11 protein-coding genes are annotated in these 12,528 nt (G+C 37.7%); 3 read left to right on the forward strand and 8 right to left on the reverse strand.

Annotated features, from left to right (window positions below; translation table 11 throughout):
* Positions 1 to 5: 5 nt before the first annotated feature.
* From ACM46_RS14265 to ACM46_RS14280, 4 genes are all read right to left on the reverse strand, one after another.
* Positions 6 to 1,358 carry a DEAD/DEAH box helicase gene (locus tag ACM46_RS14265; protein ID WP_048507349.1) on the reverse strand — a complete coding sequence of 451 codons (1,353 nt, stop codon included), beginning with the start codon at positions 1,356 to 1,358 and terminating at the stop codon, positions 6 to 8.
* A 241-nt stretch (positions 1,359 to 1,599) separates the two neighbouring features.
* The gene (locus ACM46_RS14270; RefSeq protein ID WP_048507481.1) at positions 1,600 to 2,109 is read right to left on the reverse strand and encodes a hypothetical protein; all 510 of its coding nucleotides are present in this window, start codon (positions 2,107 to 2,109) and stop codon (positions 1,600 to 1,602) included.
* Positions 2,110 to 2,341: 232 nt separating this feature from the next.
* On the reverse strand, positions 2,342 to 3,991 hold the full coding sequence (locus tag ACM46_RS14275; RefSeq protein ID WP_048507350.1) for an ABC1 kinase family protein: 1,650 nt from the start codon (positions 3,989 to 3,991) through the stop codon (positions 2,342 to 2,344).
* A gap of 200 nt (positions 3,992 to 4,191) precedes the next feature.
* Positions 4,192 to 4,398 (reverse strand): cold-shock protein, encoded by a 207-nt coding sequence (locus ACM46_RS14280; RefSeq protein WP_048507351.1) that lies wholly within the window; start codon positions 4,396 to 4,398, stop codon positions 4,192 to 4,194.
* A 201-nt stretch (positions 4,399 to 4,599) separates the two neighbouring features.
* Between ACM46_RS14280 and ACM46_RS23515 the strand changes: the two genes are divergently transcribed.
* Together ACM46_RS23515 and ACM46_RS14285 are read left to right on the forward strand one after the other, a co-directional pair.
* On the forward strand, positions 4,600 to 4,764 hold the full coding sequence (locus ACM46_RS23515) for a hypothetical protein (protein ID WP_173426488.1): 165 nt from the start codon (positions 4,600 to 4,602) through the stop codon (positions 4,762 to 4,764).
* Positions 4,765 to 4,836: 72 nt separating this feature from the next.
* A complete protein-coding gene (locus ACM46_RS14285; RefSeq protein WP_048507352.1) occupies positions 4,837 to 5,448 on the forward strand; it encodes a class I SAM-dependent methyltransferase in 612 nt (203 codons plus the stop codon).
* Between the two features lie 48 nt (positions 5,449 to 5,496).
* On the opposite strand, the gene ACM46_RS14290 is transcribed toward ACM46_RS14285, so the two are convergent.
* Positions 5,497 to 7,005: a carbon-nitrogen hydrolase family protein gene (locus ACM46_RS14290; RefSeq protein ID WP_048507353.1), complete on the reverse strand. Its 1,509-nt coding sequence runs from the start codon at positions 7,003 to 7,005 to the stop codon at positions 5,497 to 5,499.
* A 564-nt stretch (positions 7,006 to 7,569) separates the two neighbouring features.
* Between ACM46_RS14290 and ACM46_RS14295 the strand changes: the two genes are divergently transcribed.
* A complete protein-coding gene (locus ACM46_RS14295) occupies positions 7,570 to 7,902 on the forward strand; it encodes a hypothetical protein (protein WP_131707598.1) in 333 nt (110 codons plus the stop codon).
* A 34-nt stretch (positions 7,903 to 7,936) separates the two neighbouring features.
* On the opposite strand, the gene guaA is transcribed toward ACM46_RS14295, so the two are convergent.
* The 3 genes from guaA to purH all read right to left on the reverse strand — a co-directional run bounded on the left by guaA (position 7,937) and on the right by purH (position 12,518).
* Positions 7,937 to 9,466 carry a glutamine-hydrolyzing GMP synthase gene (gene guaA, locus ACM46_RS14300; protein ID WP_048507355.1) on the reverse strand — a complete coding sequence of 510 codons (1,530 nt, stop codon included), beginning with the start codon at positions 9,464 to 9,466 and terminating at the stop codon, positions 7,937 to 7,939.
* A 207-nt stretch (positions 9,467 to 9,673) separates the two neighbouring features.
* Positions 9,674 to 10,912 (reverse strand): phosphoribosylamine--glycine ligase, encoded by a 1,239-nt coding sequence (gene purD / locus ACM46_RS14305; RefSeq protein WP_048507356.1) that lies wholly within the window; start codon positions 10,910 to 10,912, stop codon positions 9,674 to 9,676.
* A gap of 88 nt (positions 10,913 to 11,000) precedes the next feature.
* The gene (gene purH, locus ACM46_RS14310; protein WP_048507357.1) at positions 11,001 to 12,518 is read right to left on the reverse strand and encodes a bifunctional phosphoribosylaminoimidazolecarboxamide formyltransferase/IMP cyclohydrolase; all 1,518 of its coding nucleotides are present in this window, start codon (positions 12,516 to 12,518) and stop codon (positions 11,001 to 11,003) included.
* Between the last annotated feature and the right edge of the window lie 10 nt (positions 12,519 to 12,528).

The following is a 12,528-nucleotide window of genomic DNA, read 5'->3' on the forward strand; positions in this document are numbered from 1 at the left end:
TTTCTTTATTTCTTTCTCTTGGATTTTGATATCGCTTTTTGTTGTGCTCTGTTCGCTCCAAACTTCTTAGGTGCTTTCCTTTTTGAAGGCCCGCCCCAGTTTTCTTTTTTGTTTTTATCTTTTTTCTCGTGAAAAGCTCCTCCTCCTTCGTGCAGTTTTACCTGTGCCGGATTTTTCATAATGATCACATCTTCTTCGGAAGCAATCTTTTTAGGATTGATCTTCACTTCTGCAGGGAAATCATTAAACATCAAGTCTTTGTCCATTAAAAGTTCAATATCAAGCAGAGCGTTTTCTTCTTTCTTCGTCACAAAAGTAATTGCCACCCCATCTTTATCTGCTCTACCCGTTCTTCCGATTCTGTGGATATACTGTTCAGGAATTTCCGGAGTTTCAAAATTGATAACATGCGTAATATCTGAAATATCAAGACCTCTGGCCATTACATCGGTAGTAATCAATCCTCTGATCTCTTCATTTTCAAATCTTTTCATGGCTTTAAGCCTGTAATTCTGAGATTTATTGGAGTGAATCACATCAAACTGTTCAGGGAAAAGTTCATCAAATTTCGAAAACAGCAGGTCAGAGTTTTTCTTGTTATTGGTAAAAATCAACACTTTAGACATCTCCTCATTATTTTTCAGCAAATGCTCAAGAAGGTTGATTTTTGTATTGAAGTTTTCCACTTTATAACCTACCTGTTCTATTTTTTCAAGAGGTGTTCCGGATTTCGCCAATGAAATTTCTATAGGATTGGCAAAATACTGATCCAGCATTTCATCTACAGCCTCAGTCATTGTAGCAGAGAAAAGAATGTTCTGTCTCTTCGGCTTCATCATTTCAAAAATATGGGTAAGCTGTGGTCTGAAACCTAAGTTCAGCATTTCATCAAATTCATCAATGATCAGCTTCTGTACTTCTTTTAATGATATAGCGTTATCGATAGCAAGATCCATTACCCTTCCCGGAGTTCCTACCAATATATCGCAGCCATCATTGAACAGCAGTTTCTGTGTATTGATATTTTTTCCTCCGTATATTCCGATAACTCTTGTGGTAATATTTTCTGTAAGTTTCTCAACAATTTCAGTTACCTGTACTACCAATTCTCTTGTAGGAACAAGGATTAAAACTGTAGGATTCCCTGATTTGTTGTATTTCCATGTTTTAAGAACCGGCAGAAGATAAGCTAATGTTTTCCCGGTTCCGGTTTGTGCAATTCCCATTACATCTCTTCCGGAAAGTATAGGGCCAATGCTCTTTTCCTGAATAGGTGTAGGTTCGAATAGTTCCAGATCCGCTAAAACATCAAGAATTTTAACCGGCAGGTCAAAATCTGCAAAAGTGAGTTTTTCCATGGTGCAAAGATAGGTATTTAAAATGAGAGGTTAATCTTAACCTAATGTCAATGGTAAATTTTGCTTCGCAAGTAAATGGTGAATTTTTATAATAGATAAGAGACTTCAGATATCAGATACTGAATCATTAACTCTACAACAATGAACCAGCAACTGACAACCTCTTCCAACCACATTTACCCTAAAACTCTCTCACGCTCAAACCCTCTCACTCCGTAACCCGAAACCCGAATCCGACAACTCAATTCACTTTTACACTTGAGCTTTTAATTTTAATATCATCGTCTTCCCATTGGCTGGACGTGATGATGACATATCCTTTCTTCTTAGGATCTTTTTTTATGGGAAACTTCTCTTCCTCCCATTGTGAACAATGCGTAGAAATAGCTGGTACCAAAGGCTTCCAACCCGCTTTACTCAGTGTGTACACATGAAAACCATGCCAGCAGCTTGTGCACCAGCCGGGATAAAATCCCACTTCATCTTTTCCGTCTTCATTGAGATCTCCCAGATTGAATAATCCCCCATTTTTGGCGGGAGAAATAACAAACGGCTTTATTTTCTTATCACTGAAATAAATCGTGGTCTCACATTTTCCATCACAGTCATCATTACAGTCGCTAACTTTGGTATAAGCATATTCTTTTGTTCCGTTGCCGTCAAAGTCTCCGAGAATGCCTTTTTCAGAGGCTTGCTGAGCGATGAACAGTGAACTGCAGAAAGTAAGGGTGGTTAGGATTAGTTTTTTCATATTTTTGGGGTTAGTTTTGTGATTCGGGGTGTGAGAGTTGGAGGGTTTTAGGATAAATGAAGGTAGGTAGCTTGTGGCTTCGAGAGCCTCAGCCACCGCCAGTAATTTATGACATCTTAAATCTGAAATCTGGCATCTTAAATCATGAAAGACTACCATTTGGTGGCTGAGGCTCTCGAAGCCACCATTGCAGCAGTCTGACATCTGATATCTAAGCCATAATTTCTCTCAATCATTTCCTCGTTACTCTCAATAAAAGAACCAGAACCAGGATTACAGAAAAAATAAAGCCCAAAACAGCCACCAAAGACAGTTCTCCTATCCTGGGACCGGATTCTGAGACAAAAACAATAGAAGTTGCAATGATATTGGCTCCTAAAATCATGGCCAGAATCAAATTGATGATGCTTGATTTGATCAGCTGGTTGGTCTTTTCAATATTTTTAATTTCACTGGATACCGTAAATTTATTATCATCCAGTTTTTGAAGAACGGATCTGAGTTCTCTGGGAATTTCATCTACATTATCAGTGAAATTCAGCATCCTGTCCATTCCGGTTTTTAAAAGATTCTTTGGTTTTATTTTTTTTGTTAATATTTTTCTGGTGTAAGGATGAAGGCTTTTCACAATGTCCAGATCCGGATTGATTGTTCTTCCAACTCCTTCTATCAGGCTAATTCCTTTAAACAAAAGATAAAAATAATCCGGCATATGGAGCCTGTTGTCCTTTAAGATATCTTTCATCTTATTAATAATCACCTGAACGTTGATATCCTGCAATGAGGAACTGTGGACAAAATTCAGAATATCTTCCACATCATTTTCAAATCTTCTTTCATCAGGAATTTCATAACTGACCGCCATTTTTTTGAGATAACGGACAATTTTATGTGAATTTTTAGCCACAAAGCTTACAATGAGATTTTCCAGAATTTCTTTATCATTGGGCTGAATTTTTCCCACCGCACCAAAATCTATGAAAACAATTTTTCCGTTCTTTTTAACCAAAATATTTCCTGCATGCGGATCTGCGTGAAAAAAACCGTAGTCCAGAATCTGAGAAACAAAAAGTCTCAGTCCTACTTCGGAAACTTTCACAGGATCTATATTATTGGCTAAAAGGGCAGCTTTATCCGTCACTTTTATCCCGTCAATAAATTCCATACAAAGAATATTATTATTGGAATATTCTTCGTAAATCCTGGGAACATAGGTTTCTTTATTGTTTTTGAAATTCCGGGCAAAATGCAGGATATTTTCCTTTTCATTGATGAGAGAAACTTCTTCCAGCAATGATTTTTCAAAAGTAGATATGGCCTGTTTCAGATTAAGTTTTTCCCCTATTTCAGAATAGGCAGACACCAGTTTTTCCAGATCTTTTATGAGGAGTAAATCATCTTCTATTACAGACTGTACGTCTGCTTTTTTGAGTTTGAGAATTACAGGACTGCCATCGGCCAAAACAGCTTTATATACCTGTGCAATAGATGCTGTAGCCAAAGGTTCTTTCTGAATCTCCTGGAAATGATCTTCAACGGAGATATTGAATTCATTTTCAAGAATTTCTTCCACATCCATATCTACCGTATCTACCTTATCCTGAAGCTTCTGCAACTCCTGAATAAGTTCCGGAGGAAGAAGATCTTCCCTGTTACTGAAGGTCTGTCCCAGCTTTACAAATGTAGGTCCGAGTTCTTCCAATACCAGCCTGATTCTTTCATACACTGTACCTTTAGAAATCACTTCATCCGGATCTGCAGGGATTTGTTCCTGTTTGTTTCCGGTATTCATTCTTGCCAGTATATCTTTAAATCCGTATTTACTGAGTACGGAAATAAGTCTGGCAGATCTTTTCAGTTTTCTTTGCTGCTTGTCAAACATATATTTCTAAATAGTAGTTGCAAATTACTCCAAAAATTGTTCCTATCCCTATTTTTATTTTTATTTGAACGATAAATATAGCGTTGAACAAAAATAGAATTGTCTTTTTAATCCAAAAGAAAAATGATGAATTTTTCAGCACCAACCACAAAAAAAGCCGCCATGAACGGCGGCTTAGTTTAAACAATATCTTAAAGTTATTATCCTACTACTCTAACATTGTCTGCTTCAGGTCCTTTTTTACCTTCTTTAATATCAAATTCTACTGCCTGTCCTTCTTTCAAAGTTCTAAGGCCTGAAGATTGAATGGCTGAATGATGGCAAAAAATATCATTTCCGCCTCCGTCTGGTGTAATAAAACCAAAACCTTTTGTTTCGTTAAACCATTTTACTGTTCCTGTCATTATATTATATTTAAATTAATCAGTGAAGATAGCTATTTCATAAGCATTCTGAGAAAAAAATCATATTTTCAATCCAATTTCTCATTAAAAACATACAATGCAATATACATAAAAATTAAAAAAAACGAACACATATCATATTTTAAAATAATTTTTTATCTTTATGTTTAACAAATTACAACCTAACCTGTAAAATATTACAAAATGAAAAACTTACACAACAGCAAACTTTCAAGAAAACAATTAAAAGAAATTTCAGGAAGCGGTATCGTTATCGGTACGTGTTCTAATCAATGCTGTCCTACGGATGGAAGGCCAAGATGCCCAAGACTGATCTGCCCGGATGTGCTATGCCCGCAGTACATGTAAAAAATAATTTATCTTAGAATACGGAGCAGAAATTAATCTGCTCTTTTTTTATATTTGCAGAAAATGTGATTCATGGCTTCAGAAGTTCCCGGAACCGAAGGATATAGCAATGTTCTTGATAAGTTCATTGAAGCTACTCTTTCTATAGATTTTGCCGAACTGCACCGTGATTTCATGCCTTTTATCCCCCAAAAACCCGGCAATATTCTGGATCTGGGTGCAGGAATAGGGAGAGATGCTTCTGCTTTTTCTTCTATGGGACATACGGTAACTGCCGTAGAACCTTCTGAAAAACTTCTTGAAACCGGGAAAACTCTATACGCCGGTTTTCCTATCCATTGGATTTATGATTCATTACCCGATCTTCAATGTTTGAATCCCCGCTTAAAATTTGATTTCATCCTTGCCTCCGGTGTATGGCATCATCTCAGCCCTGATGAGCAATCCATTTCTATAAAAAAAGTTTCAGAACTGCTTACAGAAAACGGAGTTTTTGCCCTCAGTTTAAGAAATGGGCCAGCTGGCGGAGGTACCTGCGTTTACCCAACTCATGCAAATAAAATCCTAAATCAGGCAGAACAAAACGGCTTGAAAACCCTATTATTTCTGGAAAACCAACCGAGCCTTCTTAAAGGCAAGGAAGAGGTGAAATGGTCGCGGCTGGTCTTCCAGAAAAGTTTATAAAAAAATCCTGCCACGAGGACAGGATACATTTTTTCTAAAACTATTTTACTATTTAAGATAGGTTTCATAAAGATCCTTTCTGCGGTCATTCATCACCTGAACGGAGCCGTTATGGTGAAGGTCTTTGAGCAGATTAAGGTCTACGTCTACAATAAGGGTCATTTCCGTATTGGGAGTGGCTTCTCCTTTCACGGCGTTAGAAGGGAAGGCAAAATCCGATGGAGTGAATACAGCAGCCTGTCCAAACTGGATATCCATATTATTGACCCCCGGAAGGTTTCCTACACAGCCTGCAATGGCCACATAGCATTCATTTTCGATAGCTCTTGCCGCAGCGCAATGACGTACCCTGATGTAGGCATTCTGCGTATCGGTAAGATAAGGTACAAAAAGGATTTTCATTCCCTGATCGGCGAGAATTCTCGGCAGTTCCGGAAATTCCACGTCGTAACAGATAACAAGACCTATTTTGCCGCAGTCGGTATCGAAAACCCGGATTTCGTTTCCGCCTTTCATTCCGTAGTACTTTCTTTCATTAGGTGTAATGTGAATCTTCCGGTATTCATCGATTCGTCCGTCGCGGTGCAGAAGGTAGCTCACATTATACAAATCATTATTTTCATTATCAAAAACAGGCATACTTCCCGAAATGATATTGACATTGTAGCTGATGGCCAGTTCTGAAATTTTATTTTTGATTTCTTCACTTAATTTGGCCAGTTCAATCATACTGTCTCTCTCCGAAAGCTTATTGAAAGGGGCTAAAAGCGGCGTATTGAACAATTCCGGGAAAAGAACAAAATCTGATTTGTAATCTCCCATCACATTCACAAAAAATTCTACCTGTTCATAAAAAGCATCAATATTCTTAAAATGTCTCATCTGCCACTGCACAAGCCCGAGGCGAATGATGCTGTCCTGCATGGTATTCGGTTTTTTGCTGTAATAGATGTTGTTCCATTGCAGCAAAACGGCATTTTCCAGAGATGATTCGTCTTCGGGAAGGTATTTCTTGAGAATTTTAATGGGAAGAAAGTTATTGGAAAGCTGGAAAGACAGTACAGGATCGTAGATTTCCTTATCTCTCACTCTTCTGATGTATTCTCTCGGGGAAAGCTCGTTGCTGTATTTATGATAGTTGGGGATTCTTCCTCCCAGAATAATTGATTTAAGATTCAACAGTTCGCATAATTCTTTTCTGGCATCATACAGTCTTCTTCCCAGACGCAGCTCACGGTATTCGGGATCTACAAAAACCTCTATTCCGTAGAGTACATTTCCTGTGGATAAATGGGTATTGAATGTATAGTTTCCGGTAATATCCACATAGGTATGATCGTCCCCGAAGTCGTCATAATTCACAATGATGGAAAGGGCTACGGCAGCCAGTTTTCCGTCTACGGTGATGCAGATCTGGCCTTTCGGGAATATTCTGGTGAGTTTTTCGATACTTTTTTTAGACCAAATAGATTCGGACATCTGCGGATAAGCGCGTTTCATCGTAATAACCAGTTCATCATAATCCTGAAGAGTCAGGGCTCTTGTTTCTATTTGCATTTGATGTAATTTTACTTAAATTTAGTGAAAAATAATCAGCAGAAAAACTTATTACAAAAAACACATTCATAAAAATGAAAATTTATCGTCTGGTTCATTCTATAACACTTCTAATAATTCTTGCCTTATTTTTTTTAAATTCAGCCTCGGCAAATAATGTTGCTCATAATCTAAATTTATTATTCAATTCAAATCTTAATAACCGTGACGGGAAGAATTTCCTTTATTTTTTTTCAGGATTATCTATATTGATAAGTTATTTTCTTGTTGGTGAGAACAAAATATTTAAAGGGATATATTTTTTATTAATCTCAATAAGTATTATGTTTATCATGTTTTCTATAAAACAATTTTAAACTCAATCATTTAAAAGTAAAACACTCACAAATAAAAAGTCAATAGAACTTTAAAGCAATGGCCATTATTATACAAAATCAATCCGAATGCCCTATTTGTCACACTATTTTGTTTGATCATCAGAATATCATCCTGTTTCCGGCTTTCATACCCAATGTAAAAGATTCATTGTATCTCTTCAACGATACGGGTATGCATCATTCCTGCATGGAAAAGCATTCTTTAGGTAGTAAAGTTTCAGCTTTTCTGGATAAAATGATATTTAAAACAAGACCTGAAAACAGAATCTGCGATATTGGTGGAAATATAATAGACCTTCCTGAAAATTATTTATTCATCAGCTTATTGACTTCTGATGAAACGGATAAACTATACACTTTCAACATGATGAATATTGATATTAGAAATATTTCAATCTGGCCGGAGCTACAAGATTTTATTGCAGCAGCTGAACGGTTTTTAGAAAAAGAGAAATGGGAGTCAATAGGCTCGTTTAATGAGTTGGAATATGTTTTGGAAAAAATAAAATCCTGCCCATAAAGAGCAGGATATATATTATAAACCAAAGTGAAAATTACTCCCACTCAATGGTTGCAGGTGGTTTGCTTGAAATATCGTAAGCAACTCTGTTGATACCTCTTACTTCGTTGATAATTCTGCTGGATACCGTATCCAGGAACTCGTAAGGAAGTCTGCTCCACGTTGCCGTCATAAAGTCGATGGTGTTGGCAGAACGGACAACAGCTGTGTATTCGTACGTTCTTTCGTCTCCCATTACTCCTACTGATTTCACAGGAAGAAGGACTACGAAAGCCTGAGATACTTTTTCATACAGATCATTTTTGTATAATTCTTCGATGAAAATATCGTCAGCTTCCTGAAGGATTCTTACTTTTTCAGCATCTACAGCTCCCAAAACTCTGATTCCTAATCCAGGGCCAGGGAAAGGGTGTCTGTGTACCAAATGATGTGGAATACCTAACTCCTCGCCTACTTTTCTTACTTCATCTTTAAAAAGCTCTCTTAACGGCTCCAGCAATTCGAATTCCATATCTTCAGGAAGTCCTCCTACATTGTGGTGAGACTTAATGACTGCGGATGGTCCGTTAACAGACTGGCTTTCGATCACATCAGGATAAATGGTACCCTGAGCCAGGAATTTAGCGCCTTCTATTTTATGGGATTCTTCATCAAAAACGTGAATAAATTCGTTTCCGATGATTTTTCTTTTCTGCTCCGGATCGTCTATTCCAGCTAATTTTGAAAGGAATCTTTCTTTAGCATCTACCATTTTAATGTTCATATGGAAATGTTCTCCATAGTTGTCCATTACTTTCTGGCCTTCATCTTTTCTCAACAAACCTGTATCTACGAAGATACATGTAAGCTGGTCTCCGATGGCTTTGTGGATTAAAACTGCTGCCACAGAAGAGTCAACACCTCCTGAAAGTCCCAGGATTACTTTATTGTCTCCTACTTTTTCGCGGATTTCTTCAACTGTTTTATCAATATAGTTGGTCAGTTTCCAGTTTTTATCGGCATCACAGATAGAGAAAACAAAGTTCTCAAGCATTTTTCCGCCTTCTTCCGTGTGAGATACTTCCGGATGGAACTGAACACAGAAGATTTTTTTGTCTTCATTGGAAATAGAAGCTATTACTCCTGATTTTGCATTAAGTTCAAAACCTGCAGGCAGTTCTCCTACTTCGTCAAAGTGGCTCATCCATACGATGGAATTCTGCGTAACTCCTTTTAACAAAGAGCTTTCTTTAATGATGTCCAAATGTGCTTTTCCGTACTCTCCTTTTTCCCCTTTGTTTACTTTTCCTCCTAAAAGGTGTGCCGTAAGCTGCATTCCGTAGCAGATTCCCAATACAGGAATCCCCTGTTCGTACAATTCTTTCTCTACCAGGTGAGCATTTTCAGCATTAACAGAGCTTGGTCCTCCGGAAAGAATGATTCCTTTGGGCTGTTTTGCAATGATATCCTGCAGAGGTGTGTTGAATGGAAGGATTTCAGAATAGACTCCCATCTCACGGATTCTTCTTCCGATAAGCTGGTTGTACTGTGATCCGAAATCTAATATAATAATACCGTTGTTCATTTTATAAATGATGATTGATAATTGATAATTGATGATTGAATAAATGATAGAGCTATTGGCCGATAGCTAATGGCTTCTGGCCTGGAGACTATTTCCAGTTTCACCTTCTGCATACTAATTTCTAACCTCTAGTTTCTAACTTCTATTTATTGACTGTTTTACAAAAAAAGACTTGGAGATGTTCCAAATCTTTTTTCGTGATTTATTTTAAAACTTTCCGATGTCTTCTCTGTAGAATCCGTAATCGAAATGAATGTGGCTTGCATCTTCATAGACTTTTTTGCGGGCATCGTCGTAGGTTGCTCCGGTAGCCACCACGTTCAGAACCCGTCCGCCGTTGGAAACTACTTTGTCACCTTTTCTTACTGCACCTGCGTATAAAAGTTTAGAATGTTTCAGCTTGTCTTCTCCTACAATTTCGTAACCTGTTTCGATATTTCTAGGGTAACCGCCTGAACACATCACAAGACATACTGCTTTTTCGTCTTTAAACTTAAGCTCAATGTCTTTTCCATCCATACAGTCCTGGATAACATCAAGAAGGTTATTCTCCATTAATGCCATCAATACCTGAGTTTCAGGATCTCCGAATCTCATATTGTATTCAAGAAGGTAAGTTCCGTTTTTAGTGACCATTAATCCGAAGAAAATGATTCCTTTAAAGCTGAATCCTTCTCCTTTAAGACCGTTAATGGTAGTTTGTAAGATATTTTTTTCAAAATCAGCGTAGTGCTCCTGAGTAAAATCAGGGCTTGGCGCTACAGATCCCATACCTCCTGTGTTTGGCCCTGTATCTCCGTTTCCTGCTTTTTTGTAATCTTTTGCAGCAATACATGGGAAAATCTTTTCACCGTTTGAGAATGCAATGATTGAAGCTTCAAAACCTTCTAAATATTCTTCAATAACCAGACGGATCCCGGCATCTCCATAAATTCTTCTGATCATGAAGTCGTGGATTGTAGCTTCAGCTTCTTCAAGGTTGTCGCAAATAACAACTCCTTTTCCACCTGCCAATCCACTAGCCTTAACTACTAAAGGATACTTCTGTGTCTGAACATATTCTTTAGCATCGTTATATGAATCAAATACTACAGCTTTTGCTGTTTTGATATCATAGGTCTGCATAAATTTCTTAGAGAAAGCCTTACTTCCTTCCAAGCTTGCTACTTTTTGGTTCGGACCGAAAACTTTAAGATCATGCTTTTTGAATTCATCCTTTAGCCCTGCTACAAGAGGAGCTTCAGGACCTACAATAGTAAGATCCACTTTTTCTTTAATTGCAAAATCTCTCAGTTCTTTGATCTCTGATAAATGAACATTTTTCCCTATTACATCGGTGGTAGCATTACCATTAGCAAAAAACATTTTAGAAATTCTTGGGTCATTCTGAAGCTTTGCTGCTAAAGCAGATTCTCTACCGCCTTCACCTATGATTAATATTCTCATACTTTATTTATTATCTAGTCTATTTTACAAATATATAATTTTGAATGCTATAAATACAATCCTCAATTATTTTTTAATTCTATTTTAATTAGTGCAGAAAATGTCTAACCCCAGTAAACATCATCGGGATACCATGCTCGTTGGCAGCCTCGATACTGTCCTGATCTTTTACACTTCCACCCGGCTGGATGATAGCCTTGATTCCTTCCTTCGCGCAGAAATCTACCACATCACGGAAAGGGAAAAATGCATCAGAAGCCAAAACAAGATCTCCGGAGAATTTCTCTTTTGCTCTTTCAATAGCCTGTTCGGTAGCCCAGATTCTGTTCACCTGTCCGCCACCAATTCCAAAAGCCTGAATACCGTTGGAAACAACAATAGCATTTGATTTTACATACTTCACTACTCTCTGAGAGAAAAGAAGTGCTTTCTTCTGCTCTTCCGAAGGCTGTACATTGGTTACCAGTTTGATATCATCCGAGAAATGGGTGTCGTTATCCTGAACCAGGATACCACCGTCTATCTTCACCCAAGTCTGTTTATCAGAAACAGGGTTTACGATTTTTATAATTCTCAGGTTTTTCTTTTTTCTTAAAATTTCAAGAGCTGCTTCATCAAAATCCGGAGCCATCACAATCTCAAGGAATGTTTTGTTCAGTTCTTCGGCTGTGGCTGCATCAATCTTATAGTTCATTGCAACAATTCCGCCAAAAATTGAAACAGGATCACATTCGAAGGTTTTCTGATATGTTTCCAATGCAGAAGTTCCGATGGCTACTCCACAAGGGGTAGAATGCTTTACGGCACAACAAGCCATTTCTTCTTTAAATTCTGTAACTACTTTCCAGCAAAGGTCCATATCACGAAGATTATTGAAAGAAAGCTCTTTACCACCAAGCTGTTCGAAGTCTTTCATTGCTCCGTTTTCAAATGTAGAAACGTAGTAAGCAGCAGTCTGGTGAGGGTTTTCACCATATCTTAAGTCTGATACTTTTTTGTAGGAAGCATTAAGATAAGCAGGATATTCTTCATCTAAAAGCATTCTTGAAATAGCGGCATCGTACGCTGAAGTAAGGTTGAATACTTTTCCTGCCAGTTTTTTACGTGTTTCAATATACGTATCTCCGTTTTGCTCCATTTCCAGTTTTACCGTTGCGTAGTCTTCCACATCGGTAATTACAGTAACAGAATCAAAGTTTTTAGCTGCAGAACGAAGCATTGAAGGGCCACCGATATCAATAAACTCTACTTTCTCATGTAAAGAAATGTCTTTGTTTACATTTTCAAAGAAAGGATAAAGGTTTACGATTACCATGTCTATCAGGTCGATTCCGTGCTCCTGAACAGTTTTCATGTGTTCTTCACTGGAACGTACAGCCAAAAGACCTCCGTGAACTTTCGGGTGAAGGGTTTTCACTCTTCCATCCAGCATTTCAGGGAAATTCGTTACCTCATCAATCTGAATCGGATTTAAACCAGCGTCTTTCAAATGCTTGAAGGTTCCTCCTGTAGAGATCAACTCATAATTCTGGGCTTCAAGGAACTGGGCGAACTCTATTAATCCGCTTTTGTCTGAAACACTGATTAAAACTCTCTTTTTACTCATTTTACTTTCA

Source organism: Chryseobacterium angstadtii (assembly GCF_001045465.1).
GTDB classification, from domain to species: domain Bacteria; phylum Bacteroidota; class Bacteroidia; order Flavobacteriales; family Weeksellaceae; genus Chryseobacterium; species Chryseobacterium angstadtii.